This is a genomic window from Enterobacter cloacae complex sp. IR5458, assembly GCF_049238025.1.
Classification (GTDB): Bacteria; Pseudomonadota; Gammaproteobacteria; order Enterobacterales; family Enterobacteriaceae; genus Enterobacter; species Enterobacter kobei.
This window is the reverse complement of sequence record NZ_JBMKIF010000026.1, coordinates 1-15,484: the sequence shown is the minus strand read 5'-3', so window position 1 is coordinate 15,484 and position 15,484 is coordinate 1. Positions and strand designations below refer to the sequence as shown.

The 15,484-nt window shown below is 52.3% G+C and carries 11 protein-coding genes; all 11 read left to right on the top strand.

Annotated elements, in window-relative coordinates; all coding sequences use genetic code 11:
• The first annotated feature begins 404 nt into the window (after window positions 1-404).
• The 11 genes from tssB (at window position 405) to ACOTYN_RS19145 (ending at window position 15,459) form a co-directional block, all read left to right on the top strand.
• A complete protein-coding gene (tssB, locus tag ACOTYN_RS19195; protein ID WP_014884714.1) occupies window positions 405-902 on the top strand; it encodes a type VI secretion system contractile sheath small subunit in 498 nt (165 codons plus the stop codon).
• A gap of 32 nt (window positions 903-934) precedes the next feature.
• Entirely contained in the window at window positions 935-2,479 is a 1,545-nt protein-coding gene (tssC, locus tag ACOTYN_RS19190; RefSeq protein WP_014884713.1) for a type VI secretion system contractile sheath large subunit, read from the top strand.
• Window positions 2,480-2,497: 18 nt separating this feature from the next.
• Window positions 2,498-3,835 (top strand): type VI secretion system baseplate subunit TssK, encoded by a 1,338-nt coding sequence (tssK, locus tag ACOTYN_RS19185; protein ID WP_071921990.1) that lies wholly within the window; start codon window positions 2,498-2,500, stop codon window positions 3,833-3,835.
• Window positions 3,832-4,485 (top strand): type VI secretion system protein TssL, short form, encoded by a 654-nt coding sequence (tssL, locus tag ACOTYN_RS19180; RefSeq protein WP_071921991.1) that lies wholly within the window; start codon window positions 3,832-3,834, stop codon window positions 4,483-4,485. The genes tssK and tssL overlap by 4 nt, the downstream gene beginning before the upstream one ends.
• A gap of 3 nt (window positions 4,486-4,488) precedes the next feature.
• A complete protein-coding gene (locus tag ACOTYN_RS19175) occupies window positions 4,489-6,213 on the top strand; it encodes an OmpA family protein (RefSeq protein WP_170860649.1) in 1,725 nt (574 codons plus the stop codon).
• A 4-nt stretch (window positions 6,214-6,217) separates the two neighbouring features.
• Window positions 6,218-6,709, top strand: a complete 492-nt coding sequence (hcp, locus tag ACOTYN_RS19170) for a type VI secretion system effector Hcp (protein ID WP_014884709.1) — start codon at window positions 6,218-6,220, stop codon at window positions 6,707-6,709.
• 168 nt (window positions 6,710-6,877) lie between these two features.
• Window positions 6,878-9,517: a type VI secretion system ATPase TssH gene (gene tssH / locus ACOTYN_RS19165; RefSeq protein ID WP_071921996.1), complete on the top strand. Its 2,640-nt coding sequence runs from the start codon at window positions 6,878-6,880 to the stop codon at window positions 9,515-9,517.
• Complete coding sequence (locus tag ACOTYN_RS19160; protein WP_045134535.1) at window positions 9,510-10,064, top strand: hypothetical protein; 555 nt, start codon at window positions 9,510-9,512, stop codon at window positions 10,062-10,064. The genes tssH and ACOTYN_RS19160 overlap by 8 nt, the downstream gene beginning before the upstream one ends.
• Window positions 10,058-10,525: a putative T6SS immunity periplasmic lipoprotein gene (locus ACOTYN_RS19155; protein ID WP_081367660.1), complete on the top strand. Its 468-nt coding sequence runs from the start codon at window positions 10,058-10,060 to the stop codon at window positions 10,523-10,525. Before ACOTYN_RS19160 ends, ACOTYN_RS19155 begins: the two co-directional genes overlap by 7 nt.
• Window positions 10,526-10,895: 370 nt before the next feature.
• Window positions 10,896-13,436 carry a type VI secretion system Vgr family protein gene (locus ACOTYN_RS19150; protein WP_071921993.1) on the top strand — a complete coding sequence of 847 codons (2,541 nt, stop codon included), beginning with the start codon at window positions 10,896-10,898 and terminating at the stop codon, window positions 13,434-13,436.
• Window position 13,437: 1 nt separating this feature from the next.
• Window positions 13,438-15,459 (top strand): lipase family protein, encoded by a 2,022-nt coding sequence (locus ACOTYN_RS19145; RefSeq protein ID WP_063433765.1) that lies wholly within the window; start codon window positions 13,438-13,440, stop codon window positions 15,457-15,459.
• The last annotated feature ends 25 nt before the right edge of the window (window positions 15,460-15,484 follow it).

The following is a 15,484-nucleotide window of genomic DNA, read 5'->3' as shown; positions in this document are numbered from 1 at the left end:
AATAAGAATTTTCTTTGTGAAAGTTCTTATTTATTATTCATCCAATGAATGGAGTGCCTGAGCCCATAATTTATTCATCTTTCCTTTTATCGAGTCTAAAGCAGTTCTCTCCTGTGTTTTTGATATAGTGCTGTGATGCAAATCAAAACAATATTGTTTTTTTAGCATCTGACTGGCTGCAACCTCTTTTACGATACAAATATTTGTTTTACAGAAAAAGAGTAGCTTCTTTTTCTGGGTTGGTCTGATAAGTTGCAATAATATCTTAGAGGAAAATTCTTAAGAATTTTCTAATTGCGGATAAATGATCTGTGTATTTGATTTGCGGTCGATCATTGTTCTAATATTGCGCATCAAGAACGATACCGTGAAGTTTGCATCGCAAAACAAAGAGGGATGATCAAATGTCTGACAGTTTTCAGAATGAAGTGCCTAAGGCACGTATTAACCTGAAGCTTGACCTGCATACTGGCGGAGCAAGCAAGAAAATGGAATTACCCTTAAAACTGCTTGTTGCTGGTGATTTCAGTAATGGTCAGGATGCTGCGCCAATATCTGAGCGTGAAAAAGTTAACATCACCAAAAATAATTTCGACAGTGTTCTTTCCGAATATTCCCCAAAAGTTAATCTGAGCGTCAAAAACACCCTGTCAGATGATGGTGGTGAGGACAATATTGAGCTGACTTTCCAGAGCATGAAAGATTTTACGCCAGAGCAGGTGGCTGCCCAGATACCACAGCTGAAGGCGATGCTGGCGATGCGCAACTTACTCCGCGATCTTAAGGCCAACCTGTTGGATAACCAGACTTTCCGAAAAGAGCTGGAAAAAATCGTTCTTGACCAGTCGCTTAGCGCTGAATTGCGCAATGAATTATCCGCACTGGCACCCAAAAAAGCTTAACCATCACGATGTTTTAACGGATTAATCAAGGAATGCTCATGTCTGTACAAAATAATATTGCTGGCGGTGAAAGCATGGTGCTGGAACGTCCTGCTGCGGGTGGGGTTTACGCCTCCCTGTTTGAGAAAATCAACTTAAGTCCCGTCTCTGAATTGAGCGCCCTGGATATCTGGCAGGACGCGCAGGCGATGTCGGATGCGACCGCTGATGAACGTCTGACGGCAGGTATGCAGGTCTTCCTGGAATGTCTGACCAAAGCCGGTGCGAAAGTCGAAAAACTGGATAAAAGCCTGATTGATCACCACATTGCTGAACTCGATTACCAGATCAGCCGTCAGCTGGACGCGGTAATGCACCATGAGGAGTTTCAGGCAGTTGAAGGTCTGTGGCGCGGAGTGAAGTCGCTGATTGATAAAACAGATTTTCGCCAGAACGTGAAAATTGAGTTGCTGAGTATGTCTAAAGAAGACCTGCGTCAGGACTTCGAAGACAGCCCGGAAATCATCCAGAGTGGCCTGTATAAACACACCTATATTGATGAATATGATACCCCAGGCGGCGAGCCAATTGCGGCACTGATTTCCGCATACGAGTTCGATGCTTCAGCGCAGGATGTCGCGCTGCTGCGCAACATCTCTAAAGTCTCCGCTGCTGCGCACATGCCGTTTATCGGCTCAGCAGGTCCAAAATTCTTCCTTAAAGAGTCCATGGAAGACGTCGCTGCGATAAAAGATATTGGTAACTATTTTGACCGCGCAGAGTACATCAAGTGGAAATCGTTCCGCGATACCGACGACGCTCGCTATATCGGCCTGGTCATGCCGCGCGTACTGGGACGTTTACCGTACGGGCCAGATACCGTTCCCGTTCGCAGCTTCAATTATGTCGAAGAGGTCAAAGGTCCGGATCACGACAAATACCTGTGGACGAATGCCTCCTTTGCCTTTGCTTCCAACATGGTGCGTAGCTTTATCAATAATGGCTGGTGCGTACAGATTCGTGGTCCGCAGGCCGGTGGTGCGGTTCAGGACCTGCCTATCCATCTTTACGATCTCGGTACCGGCAATCAGGTAAAAATCCCCAGTGAGGTCATGATCCCCGAAACCCGCGAATTTGAGTTTGCGAATCTGGGCTTCATTCCTTTGTCCTACTACAAAAACCGCGACTATGCCTGCTTCTTCTCGGCTAACTCAAGCCAGAAACCGGCGCTGTATGACACCGCAGATGCAACGGCTAACAGCCGCATCAACGCGCGTCTGCCGTATATCTTCCTGCTGTCGCGTATCGCCCATTACCTGAAGCTGATTCAGCGCGAAAACATCGGTACCACGAAGGATCGCCGTCTGCTTGAACTGGAGCTGAATACCTGGGTTCGCAGTCTGGTCACTGAAATGACCGATCCGGGCGATGAACTGCAGGCGTCTCACCCGCTGCGTGATGCGAAAGTGGTTGTCGAAGATATTGAAGACAACCCGGGCTTCTTCCGCGTGAAGCTGTACGCGATCCCTCACTTCCAGGTCGAAGGCATGGACGTCAACCTGTCACTGGTTTCCCAGATGCCGAAGGCGAAATCGTAAGGCGAGGGGTAATCAGGGATGAAAATTTACCGCCCACTTTGGGAGGATGGGGCCGCTCTGGCCCCGCAACAATTCCAGCAGCAAGCTCGCTGGGATGAAAACGTTGCCTACATGGTCGCTGGGATGGTTATTTCTCATCCCTGGGGGGTGATTGCTGCAGAGTTTGATGATGCCGCGCTTGCGCTTGCGCGTCTGAATGCTATCCGTCTGGTGGTGCGTTTCCAGGACGGCACGATTGTTGATACGGATCTGGCGGATAATCTTCCCCCGGTCTGTGATTTATCAGCCGCAAATGGCTCTGAGACAGTTGAGGTGGTAGCCGCATTGCCGCTGCTGAGCGCCAGTGGTGGTAACCTCGATAACGGACAGGACAGTGAACGCCCGCGTCGCTGGAAAGCAGAGCGTGTGGTAGTCCAGGAACTGGCCGGGCATGAAAGGGGGGAACTGGCCATTCTACGTAATGCCATCACTCTGCGTTTGTCCACTCAAGAAAATACCGCATACCTGACCTGCCCGCTCGCCCGTCTGGTGCGTAATGCTCAGGGACAATGGAGCCGGGACCCGGCTTTCATCCCACCGATGCTTTCCGTTTCTGCAAGCCCGTTGCTGATCACCGAACTGGGTGATCTGCTGGTGCGCCTGCAGGCACGACGTAAGCGTCTGATGGCCATGCGCCGTGAGAGTAACGAGCGAATGGCGGACTTTGCGGTCGCGGATGTCTCCCTGTTCTGGCTGCTCAATGCGCTAAACAGTGCAGAACCGGTGTTAACAGAACTGCTACAGACTCCGGGTCGTCACCCGGAACTGCTGTACCGCGAACTGGCACGCCTCGCCGGCAGTCTGCTGACCTTCTCACTGGAGCATGACGCTGGCGATATTCCTGCCTATCAGCACGATGCACCGGAGCGGGTATTCCCGCCGCTGCTGGCACTGCTCGATAAGCTGCTGGAAGCGAGCCTGCCGTCACGGGTGGTGAGTATCCACCTGGAGCATCAGGATCAGATCTGGAAAGGTGCCCTGCACGATGCGCGCCTGCGCGAAGGGGCAGATTTCTACCTCTCCGTACGCTCCTCCATGCCGAACCATGAGCTTCAGACGAAATTCCCGCAGCTGTGTAAAGCGGGCAGCTTTGAAGATGTTTCGGATGTGGTGAATGTGGCCCTGAGCGGGATGGTTATCAAGCCGCTGACCCATGTGCCGGCCGCTATCCCGTTACGCCTTGAGAACCAGTATTTCTCGCTGGATCTGAGTAGTGAGGCAGCGCGGGCGATGCTGGAAGCGGGAAGCTGCACCTTCTATACCCCGCGCTCACTGGGGGATGTGAAACTTGAACTCTTTGCGGTGCTGCGCACATGAATACATCAGAAATAAGTCAAATTGAGCGTATTTTCTACCCCGGCTGGCTGATGGCCAGCCAGCTGCGGGGCGGACAGGAGGTTCGTGACGGGGAAGGTCTCTATCGTCGGGCCTGCCGTCTGGTGCAGGAGGCAAAAGCGGCGCTCACGGAGGTAGGTTACAGCGACATCAGCTGTGACCATATGGTGTATGCCCTGTGTGCACTGCTTGATGAGAGCGTGATGAACCGGGGAACTACCGATGATGGTTACCTGACCTGGCGCCGTGACCCGCTTCAGGCACACTTCTTTGGTACCCTCAATGCCGGCGAAGAGTTGTGGGAACGGATCCGCAACCTGCTGAAAGAAACTGCCCCTGACGCCGCCGTCCTGACCTGCATGTACCGGACCCTGCAGCTGGGATTCGTCGGTCAGTATCGCGCCCAAGATGATGAGCGTCGGGAAGATATTGTTCGCGCGCTTGCAGGACGGGTGCCGGCCTTCTCACTGGCACAGGACGCCCCCCTCGTTGCCCGGGCATCACGCCTGCGCAGCGGCCGCCGCTGGTACTGGTTGAGCTGGGTTGTGGCCGCTGTCGTCCTGGTGGCGCTCTGGTTCTTCCTTTCATCTTCGCTTACCGACATGGTAAGCCAGACAGTCAGGCCGGGATAAGCGATGCGGGATGCGTACCGAAGTCTGTTAACTGCCATGGGTGTCGTACTGGCGCTGTGGCTCATCCTGGGATTCTGGCCACTGTCCTCGGGCAGCCGTGTGGCACTCAGTCTGCTGGTTGTGCTGGTGTCCGGGATGATGCTCTGGCGTCAGCGCCGGGCTTCTCAGGCACGGGCGACCGCTGTTCGGGAAATTGTGGATGAAAATCTGCCGCCGGAAGATTTTCAGGGTGCGGTGATCCTTGTTTGTGGCGACAACAGCCCACTGTTTGTGTCCGGCTCCCATAACCGGGAAACCCGACAGGGCTGGTATCTGTGGGTGAAGGATGCGGAGCAGTTGCCACTCCTGGCACAACACCTGACCCTGGTGCGTCCGGCTCAGGTGTCGCAAATCTCCGTCATGCTGGCGGTGGTACCTGAACAGCACACCTCCGGCGATGATTTTACCCAGCATCTTCGGGGCTGGCAGCGTGCTGTCGTCCGGTGCCGTGCGGCATTTGGCACTATCCCCCCGCTGTGGACCGTGACCTGGTTATCTCCTCCTGTGGCCTGTGCAGAGGCTGAGCCCGTCTGGTTTACCACGGTAAGCCCGCGAAGCGGTATTCAGGTGTATCAGCCCGGTCAGGGCAATGTGTCACTGGCGGATTGGCCTCTGGAAATTGGAACGGACAGGCGTCTTTCGCGTTTGAGCCATGGCCTGTGGCTGGACAGTCTGCTTGCCTGGCAAAACAGCGCGGTGAACGACCTGCTGTCGCTACGGCGGGGGGAGTTACCGGTGATGACGCCCTGCGTGCAGGGTATGTGCATAGTGCCGGTGAGTGGTATCGCGGGCAATCTCTGGCAACAACACATCACTTCCGTGACGGCGCTGCCACCGGATGCCTTTGTGAGCACCGAGCCACTGCCGCTGCCTGAACTGCTGCTGCCGGCGTTGCCGCGCCGATGTGGCGTGAGCCGCAGGATGGTGTTCTGGCGTTATGCCGGATTACTGGGCGGGATTTTTCTCGCGCTGGCGATGCTGGCGTCCTGGATGAACAACCAGCGCCTCATTCGTAACGTTGGCGATCACCTTGCGTTATATCACCAGCTGACGGGTCAGCCTGTTGCCCCGAAACTGCGTGCGCAGCAGCGCCTGCGGGCCGATGGCGCATTGCTGGACGACTGGCAACGTCGCGGGGAGCCACTGCGTTATCGCCTGGGTCTGTATCAGGGACTGCGACTGATTCCGCCCGTTGAGGCCGCAGTCAGTGACTGGGCACCTCCGCCACCGCCGCCTCCGGTCATTAAGAAAATTATTCAGGGTCCGAAAACCATTCGTCTCGACAGCATGTCGTTGTTCGACTCCGGAAAATTTGTGCTCAAAGCGGGGTCTACCAAAATGCTGGTGAATTCTCTGGTGGGCATCAAAGCGAAGCCGGGCTGGCTGATTGTCGTATCCGGCCATACCGATAACACCGGAAATCCGCAACTGAACCAGATGCTCTCGCTGAAACGTGCCGAAGCAGTGCGCAACTGGATGCGAGACACCGGCGACGTACCTGAAAGCTGTTTTGCTGTGCAGGGCTATGGCGAAAGCCGTCCTGCTGCAACCAACGACACCCCGGAAGGGCGTGCGCTCAACCGCCGTGTCGAAATCAGTCTGGTGCCGCAGGCGAACGCCTGTCAGCTACCCGGCAAACACCCGGCGCCATCGCAGGATGATGGCGCATCACAATTAAATGGAGAGTAATTCCATGGCAATTCCTGTTTATCTTTGGCTGAAAGACGATGGCGGCGCGGACATTAAAGGGTCTGTAGACGTTCAGGACCGTGAAGGCAGCATCGAAGTGGTGGCTCAGGAACACAACCTGTACATCCCGACCGATAACAATACCGGCAAGCTGACCGGGACGCGTATCCACACGCCATTCCTGTTCACCAAAGAAATCGATTCCTCCAGCCCATATCTTTATAAGGCTGTGACCACGGGTCAGACCCTGAAGTCTGCGGAATTCAAGTGGTACAAAATCAACGACGCGGGCCAGGAAGTGGAGTATTTCAACACCAAACTGGAAAACGTGAAGGTGGTGAAGGTGAATCCTGAAATGTATGACGTTAAGGATCCTTCTAAAGAGAAGCACAACCACCTTGAGCGCGTTGAACTGCGTTACGAAAAAATCACCTGGACCTACAAAGACGGCAACATCATTCATTCCGACTCCTGGAACGAACGCGCTACTGCGTAAGTCGCAAGCGGGCAGGTTTTCCTGTCCGCTTTTCTCTTTGCTGAACGTCTGCCGCTGCAGGCGCTGAGCAAAGAAAACATCACATCCCGGAAACAGACCTTATGGGCCTCGGTAACGGCCAGGGGCGGTAGCGTGTCCGAAAGGTCCACAACAGTGAGTAAAACCAACATGGAAAACCCGGCAATCCTCCTTCGACGTCTTAATCCATACTGCGCGTGGGCAATGGAAGGTGCAGCTTCGCTCTGCCAGACTCGCGCGCATGCAGAAATTCTGCCGGAGCACTGGCTGCTGAAGCTGCTGGAGCAGGGGGAAGGTGACCTGACGGTGCTGGCTCGCCGCTACGAATGGGATATGGACGGCATCTGGCAGGATTTACTGGGCTGGCTGGATAAACAGCCACGCTCGGTACGCCATCGGCCGCAGCTTTCAGAAAGCATCCAGTCTCTGATGCAGCAAGCCTGGCTGATAGCCTCACTGGCGGGTGAAGAACATATCCGCAGTGTGCATTTACTGATGGCACTGGTTGAGAAACAAAACCTGGTGCGCTGCAACGGTCTGTGGCCTTTGCTGACCCTGGGCCAGAGTCAGCTTGAGCGTCTTCGACCGTTGCTTGATGCGCAGTCAGATGAACGTCCGGAAGTGCAGCAGGAAGCGGAACTGGCGCAAAGTCATGGTGGAGAAGTCGAGTTCGTCGGGCGCCCTGTGGGTGCAGAAGTAAAAGAGGGAGAACTCAACCCTGCGTTGCAGAATGCGCTGGATAAATTCACCCTTGATGTCACTGCGAAGGCAAAAGAAGGCAAAATCGATCCGGTGTTCGGTCGTGACACCGAAATTCGTCAGATGGTGGACATTCTTTCCCGTCGACGCAAAAACAACCCGATTCTGGTTGGCGAGCCGGGCGTGGGCAAAACCGCACTGGTTGAAGGCCTGGCGCTCAGAATCGCCGAAGGCAATGTGCCGGAATCACTCAAAACCGTGGTGCTACGTACGCTTGACCTCGGCCTGCTGCAGGCGGGCGCGGGTGTGAAGGGGGAGTTTGAACAGCGTCTGAAAAACGTCATTGATGCAGTACAGCAGTCCCCGGTACCCGTTCTGCTGTTTATCGACGAAGCGCATACCATCATCGGTGCAGGCAACCAGGCCGGTGGCGCGGATGCAGCCAACCTGCTGAAGCCCGCGCTGGCGCGGGGTGAACTGCGGACAATCGCGGCCACCACCTGGTCTGAATACAAACAATACTTTGAGCGCGATGCAGCCCTGGAGCGCCGCTTCCAGATGGTGAAAGTCGATGAGCCGGATGACGATACCGCCTGCCTGATGCTGCGGGGCCTGAAATCCCGCTACGCCGAACATCACCATGTGCACATTACCGATGATGCGGTTCGTGCCGCAGTTACCCTGTCGCGCCGTTATCTGACGGGACGTCAACTTCCTGATAAAGCGGTGGATCTGTTGGATACCGCTGCCGCCCGCGTACGCATGAGCATCGACACGGTTCCGGAGCAACTTATTCGTTATCGCGCATCTATCACCGCGCTCGACATGGAGAAGCAGGCGCTGCTGGAAGATATCGTGATTGGCAATCAGAGTCATGCTGGACGTCTGAGCGCGATAGAGCAGGAAGAGGTAAACTTGATTGTGGCGCTCGATGAACTCGAAAGCCAGTATGGTCAGGAACTGAAGCTGACCGCTCAATTGCTCGAAAGCCGTCAGGATATCTCGCGCCAGAGCGAGACTCACCAGCTGCATCAGGAGCTTAACGAGATGCAGCGCGGTAACCCGCTGCTCTCCCTGGATGTGGATGTACGTACCGTTGCCAACGTGATAGCCGACTGGACAGGTGTGCCGTTGTCATCGCTGATGAAAGACGAGCAGACCGAACTGCTGACGCTGGAAAATGAAATAGGGAAGCGTGTGGTCGGGCAGGATACGGCGCTTAAGGCCCTCGCTCAGCGTCTGCGCGCGGCAAAAACGGGCCTCACGTCCGAGAACGGCCCGCAGGGCGTATTCCTGCTGGTGGGGCCGAGTGGTGTCGGGAAAACTGAAACCGCGCTTGCGCTGGCCGATGTCATGTATGGCGGCGAGAAGTCACTCATCACGATTAACCTTTCTGAATACCAGGAGCCGCATACGGTTTCGCAGCTGAAAGGCTCGCCGCCGGGCTATGTCGGGTACGGTCAGGGCGGTATTTTGACCGAAGCCGTGCGAAAACGACCATATAGCGTGGTACTACTGGATGAAGTGGAAAAAGCCCACCGTGACGTCATGAACCTGTTCTATCAGGTATTCGACCGGGGCTTTATGCGTGATGGGGAAGGTCGTGAAATCGACTTCCGCAATACCGTTATTCTGATGACCTCCAACCTCGGTAGCGACCACCTGATGCAGTTGCTGGAAGAACAGCCTGACGCCACCGAAGGCGACCTGCACGAATTGCTGCGCCCGATATTACGTGACCACTTCCAGCCGGCACTGCTGGCCCGCTTCCAGACCGTGATTTACCGTCCTCTGGCGGAAGCGGCTATGCGCACCATCGTGGAGATGAAGCTGTCACAGGTCAGTAAGCGGCTGAACCGACACTACGGCCTGCGGACGCATATTGAAGAGAGCCTGTATGACGCGCTGACCGCCGCCTGCCTGCTGCCGGATACTGGTGCGAGGAATGTTGACAGTCTGCTGAATCAGCAGATTCTGCCGGTGCTGAGTCAGCAGTTGCTGAGCCATATGGCGGCGAAGCAGAAACCACACTCCCTGACTCTGGGATGGAGTGAGGAAGAGGGCATAGGGCTGGAGTTTACACATGGCTGATGAAACGCAGGATGGGTTCAGAATCAAAGAGGGTGGTGTCAGACTACTCACGGCGGGGGAAATACAGCTGGCGCAATCCGTTTTTTTATCCACCATTGATTATTCGAAAGTATGGATACACAGAGAAAGTTATCTCCCTTTCAATTTACAGGATAACAATACGGCGATGACCCCGAACGGGGAGATCTATTTTCGTGATCTATATTTCGATGATTTCTCACAGACAACCGACAGTCTTCAGCATCTGTTCATCCATGAAATAAGTCATGTCTGGCAGCGTGGAAAAGGAATGAATGTGATCTTCAGAGGGCTGGTGAGCTGGATGGTGAGTTACCGTTATACACTTGATGGTCGTCTCTTAAGCGAATATCCGATGGAGCAGCAGGCGCAGATTATTGCAGATAATTTTGTTTTACAGACTTTTGGGTATGAAATCTGGAGTCACCTTGAAAATAAAAGATACCCCGATATTACGCTCGATGGGGATACTTCTGAGTCGGTGATACGTGAGGGATATAAAAATGCTTTGAGGGGCTTTCCATGGTGAGACGTAACTATTTTATTAAGCTTAACTCTTTGTTGTTAGCGTTTTTTTGTCTTCCAATCCTGACGGGATGCCCTGGACCAGGTGACAGATTTCGTTTTGATGAAACTGCAAAGGTGAGTAAAAAGGGTGATAATGTTTGCGTGAATATTGATAATGCACAAGATTATCAGCCAGTAGATATGGGTATCAATCTGCGAGGGACGCCTTCAATGGAGAAAGATTTTAATTTTTCCCCCGGCCTTAAGGTTATTGAAGGTGAATTATGTATTCCTCCATCTTATTTTAATTTTAAAGATGGTAGCAAGTATATAGTTGAGTTTGTACTTCATCCAACACTTGATAATAAAGAAGCGAGAAGCTTTGTTGTTGGTGTCGGTATTAATAATGATCAAGTGTATAATTTCCCTTTGACAGATCGCGAATTCGCAAGGCCGTATGGTTCAATTAAGGCTCCAGAATAGCAAGTGTAATAAGTGTCCGTATTTAAATTTTTTTGTAAATATATAGCTTAATCTTTTGTTTCCTGACGTTGGGGTGGCTAGTAGATTGAAATTTTCATCTTATTTCTGTTTGTTATCGTTGGTGTTCTATTTCTACCTGAAGCTTTTATTTACACGTTTGTTAAGCATTTTATTCCCATCAGTGGTAATGGGGAAAATGCGATGGACAACTTTGAAATGACCGTGTTGCTGGTTAAAGCCCTCATGTGTGCTGTCGGGGCTGGAGCCGTAATCACCCTTTTTCGTACTCGCTGAGTACCCTGATTGAACCTGTTACTTACCCGTTGGCAATAAAGTCATGGACTGCAGGTTATCCCATGGAGTCAATATCATGAGTCTGACAGATACGCTTAAGAACACCCTGTCTGCGCTAACTGATGGCGGGCTGAACCGCTATCGTCTGGATATTCCGTCCTGCACAGCCTTACTGGATGTGGAAACTTTCAGCGGTAAGGAGTTTATGAGTGAGCTTTATTACTACCAGGTTATCTTTACCAGCAGCGATCAAAATATCAGTTCAGCGCAACTGCTGACTAAGCCTGCCACGCTGACCATGGGGACCGGGCCTCTGATGGGGATGACCGGGCAGAAAGTGGTGCATGGTGTGGTGACGCATTTTAAGCGTATCAGTGGCTCACGTGACCAGGCTACGTACCAGATTATTATTGAGCCGTTCCTGTCTTTGCTGCGCAATCAATTCCGTACCCACCGCTTTTTCGTTAATAAGTCAGTACCGGAAGTTGTCACTGAAGTATTGCAGGAGCATGGTCTGAAAGGTTGGGAGTATGAGTTCACCCTCAAAGCTGACTATCCGAAGCGTGAACAGATTAACCAGTACAAGGAAAACGATCTCGCGTTCATTGAGCGTCTGCTGGCTGAAGTGGGGATTTTCTACTTCTTTACCTTGCAACCCGACACCCAGACTGAGGTGGTGCATTTTGCAGACAAGCAGAGTGCATGGACGTTCGGTAAGTCGCTGCCACTGAGCAGTCCATCGGGCATGAGTGACAATGCAGCGGACTCGGTATGGGGGGTTCACGTCCGACAGAACGTAGTTGAGCGCTCTGTCACCGCCAGTGATTACAATCACCGTGAAGCCCAGAATATCCTGACTTCTGTACCGGCAGACATGACGAGGGGTGATGGTGAAGGTGTGACCTACGGTGATGTGTATCACTACCTGCCACGTCATCTTGAACGCGGCGACAAAATCACCCCCGCAGCAGAAACCGGCAACTTCTGGGCACGCCTTGAACATGAACGTTTCCTGTCCGGGCAGACGACTATCAGCGGCAGTAGTAATGATGCCCTGCTTTCTCCGGCCCAGGTGCTGACCATCAGTGAACGTGTGGTGTCGCCTACCCTGCCATCAGAAACGGACAACGGCATTATCATTACCCGCACGAGCTATATCGCCAGTCGTAAAGATGCCCTGATGGTGATGTGGGAGGGGATGCCATATTACGAGAACCGATGCTGGCGACCTGCCGCTAAAAAGCGCCCGGTGGTCAGCGGCACGCTGATGGCGCGTGTGACCAGTGCCAAAGATAACGACATCTACGCCTGGCAGGATGCATCCGGCATGTACCGGGTGAAATTCGATGCTGACCGCGACGATAAACGCCAGGGCATGGAAAGTATGCCTGTGCGCTTTGCCAAGCCTTACGGAGGTGACAAATACGGCTTCCACTTCCCGCTGATACAGGGTACTGAAGTTGCCATTGCCTTCCATGAAGGCGATCCGGATCGTCCGTATATTGCTCATGCCCTCCACGACTCCCGCCACGTTGACCATGTTACGGAGGCCAACAGCACTCGCAACGTCATTCGCACAGCTGGCCTGAACAAACTGCGGATGGAGGACAAGCGCGGCGAAGAGCACATTAAGCTCAGTACCGAATACGGGGGTAAGACCCAACTGAATTTAGGGCACAACGTCAATGCTTCCAGGGTTCTTCGTGGTGAAGGGGCAGAGTTGCGTACTAACGACTGGGTCAGTGTTCGTGGTGGTAAGGGCATTCTGCTTACTGCAGATGCTCAGCCTGACGTCGGCAGTAAAATGCTTGAAATGGACAGGGCTGTAGAACAACTGGAACAGGCTCTCACGCTGGCAAGAAGCCTGCAGGCTGCGGCTAAAGGGGCGAAGGCAACGGTATCCGATATCGACAGCCAGAAGACACTTAACCGTTCACTGAAATATCTAAAAATGCCAGGAATGCTGGCCAGTGCGCCAGCCGGAATAGGCATTCTGAGCCCTGAGGCTGTCCGGCTTGCTTCAGGCGGGGCAAGTATTGGTCTGATGTCCGGGAAAAACACGGATATCAGCACCGGGCAATCGTTCACTGTAGCGGCAAGCGAGGCTGTAAGTTTGTTTGCACAGGCTGCAGGAATGAAAATGTATGCCGGGGCAGGGAAGGTTGATATTCAGGCGCAGGCGGATGCCATGAATGTCTCGGCGCTACAGGACATCACCATCACCAGTGGTCAGGGAAGTGTAAAGGTGAATGCCAGCCAGGAGCTGGTTTTTAGTTGTGGGGGCGCTTATATAAAGCTTAGCGGCGGGAATATTGAACTGGGATGCCCGGGGAATATTTTACTGAAAGCCGCGAATGTCAATCAGACCGGACCTGCCAGTTTAGATACACCACCTGTGACTTTTCCTAAAGGGTACAGCGAAGGGTTTACCACAACGTCATCAGCCAGTGGGGCAGTCAAGCCCTTCACCACATATAAAATTACGACGGCTGAAGGGGACGTTTATGAGGGCATTTCCGGTGCAGATGGAAAGACATCTCCAATATTTACGTCTATGCCATCGCAGTTAAAAATTGAATATCCGCGAAATATTGCCGACAGCCAGGAGGGCGAATAAAATGACTACAGCTGTATCCTCTCTCTGCCGTAAAAATCCTCATGCTCCATGCGAAGAGCAAATGCCATATTGGGTCGAAATTCAGCTTGTAGATGAACAGAATGATCCTGTCGCGAATATGCCATGGACTGTGGAAAGTGCCCATCCGGTTTCCGGGCTAGTAGAGGGATTCACTTATTCTGGTCACAGCGATGCTGACGGGCTAATCAGGGTCGACATGCCGCACGGTCTGGAGCTGAGACTGACTTTAGACAGTAATCAGCTGGTAACGGAAATGGAAAAACGCGCCTTGCGTGTTAGCAGGGATGCGGAAAATGATTCTGTTGTTCGTCCTGGGGCAGAAGGGAAGGGCTATATCTGGCACTATGCGGTAGTGGGAGAGCTCTGCCAGAGTTCCCCAAACCTGGAATTAAGGCCCGGAGAAATGTTGCCCGCATATCACTTCCCTGCAAAAACAGCATTTAAGGGAATTAAAATCCGTACAAATGAACTTGAAAAACGCCATGTGATTGAAATATGCCCCTTCAGGGCCTGGGAGCTTGTTCTGCATCATCAAAAGGATTATTCCATTACGAATGGAATTAACCTTGGGGCAGCAGCAACGCTTGCTTATGCAGATGACAGCACTCTGGATACGGTGTCAATCACGCGCTTTTTTATTAACCAGTGTCAGGATCTTTCCCGCTTGCCTCAGCTTTATAAAGACGGCTCTGCATGGAATACTCTGGTACAGGATATTCCCTTCAGCGATCGGTATTATCCCCCGGTGTTTATGGATACCTCACGGGATACTTCACCTAAGGTGGATAAGAAGAATTCACAGGCAACAGCACAGACAGGAGTCGATACTGCTGCGACAGAGGCAGACGGTGATACGCAGCTTTATTATGTTTATAACGCGAATAAGGTGATCGTTGCCTGGCGCGGAACGGCCAGCTTGTTTGATGTGGGGACGGATCTTGCGTTCAGGCCGGTAAGTTCTCAAGTCTGTGATAAAGATAAAACGCAATGTACTGGCTTACTACCTGCTGGAAAAGTGCATACCGGGTTCTGGAGTGGATACAGAAGAATTGATAAAAAATTTAGTAAAGAAATATCAAAGTTGGAGCAATTGGCCGGTGAGCGGGATTTGTTTATTTGTGGTCATAGCTTAGGTGGCGCATTGGCATTAATTCATTCGGCAAAATTGAAAAATATCAATCCAGTTCTTTACACCTATGGAATGCCCCGAACCTTCACCCGCGATGCCGTAATGCAATTGTCGGAGATTACCCATTTCCGCCATATCAATGATAACGATCCGATTCCAGCCGTACCCGCGGAAGCCAACCTGGATAATGAGTTATATAAACTCTGGGGATGGTTGGGGGGAACGCTCGGTTTTTTCTGGTCAGTGGGTGAACTTCTCGCTTACCAGATGGTTGCCTGGGGAGACTGCTTCTGGCACCACGGTAATACGGTGGCCTTTCTCACCGCCACCCAGAGCAGGGAGTGGAAAGAGTGTAAGAGAGACCTGCCAACGCCGGCAGGGTGTATTCCTATCAGAAATTCACTTCCTCTAAAGGCTAAACTTTACCTGGTGCCTGCGCTGGCGGAACAGGAGATGCAGCAGGCTGGCCAGCAGCAAAAAGAGTTTAAAGCGTCATTAACGCAGGCAGATCTAAATGACTTTTTCCCCAAAGGCAGCAATCCGGACAGAGGCGTTAATTTAAATCTTCTTGAACATTTTATGACCTCCTATATGCCCTATATGTATAACAAGGTGTTAGAGCTGATTGATAATGCCGGGATAGTGGAAAAGCGTACCTTTACTGAGCATCGTTATAATGTTGATTCATTCAGGGAGCAGATGGAAGAAAATAAAAATGGCATACCGGAGAAAGAGTTAGCAAGAAATAACATCTTTCTGAGTATAGAAGGGCTGCTTGGTGTATCGCTTTCCCCTACGTTGTCTATGCCGTCTGGCAACAATACGCTTTTGCGGTTTGCTCAATACGGAGAAGAGGTGATGGAAAATGTATAATCAATCAAAAATTATTCTGCTTTCC

Bases quoted from the DNA above. Each gene is read 5' to 3' on its own strand.
- tssB (WP_014884714.1), top strand. From the start codon at position 405: ATGTCTGACAGTTTTCAGAATGAAGTGCCTAAGGCACGTATTAACCTG.
- tssC (WP_014884713.1), top strand. From the start codon at position 935: ATGCTCATGTCTGTACAAAATAATATTGCTGGCGGTGAAAGCATGGTG.
- tssK (WP_071921990.1), top strand. From the start codon at position 2,498: ATGAAAATTTACCGCCCACTTTGGGAGGATGGGGCCGCTCTGGCCCCG.
- tssL (WP_071921991.1), top strand. From the start codon at position 3,832: ATGAATACATCAGAAATAAGTCAAATTGAGCGTATTTTCTACCCCGGC.
- ACOTYN_RS19175 (WP_170860649.1), top strand. From the start codon at position 4,489: ATGCGGGATGCGTACCGAAGTCTGTTAACTGCCATGGGTGTCGTACTG.
- hcp (WP_014884709.1), top strand. From the start codon at position 6,218: ATGGCAATTCCTGTTTATCTTTGGCTGAAAGACGATGGCGGCGCGGAC.
- tssH (WP_071921996.1), top strand. From the start codon at position 6,878: ATGGAAAACCCGGCAATCCTCCTTCGACGTCTTAATCCATACTGCGCG.
- ACOTYN_RS19160 (WP_045134535.1), top strand. From the start codon at position 9,510: ATGGCTGATGAAACGCAGGATGGGTTCAGAATCAAAGAGGGTGGTGTC.
- ACOTYN_RS19155 (WP_081367660.1), top strand. From the start codon at position 10,058: ATGGTGAGACGTAACTATTTTATTAAGCTTAACTCTTTGTTGTTAGCG.
- ACOTYN_RS19150 (WP_071921993.1), top strand. From the start codon at position 10,896: ATGAGTCTGACAGATACGCTTAAGAACACCCTGTCTGCGCTAACTGAT.
- ACOTYN_RS19145 (WP_063433765.1), top strand. From the start codon at position 13,438: ATGACTACAGCTGTATCCTCTCTCTGCCGTAAAAATCCTCATGCTCCA.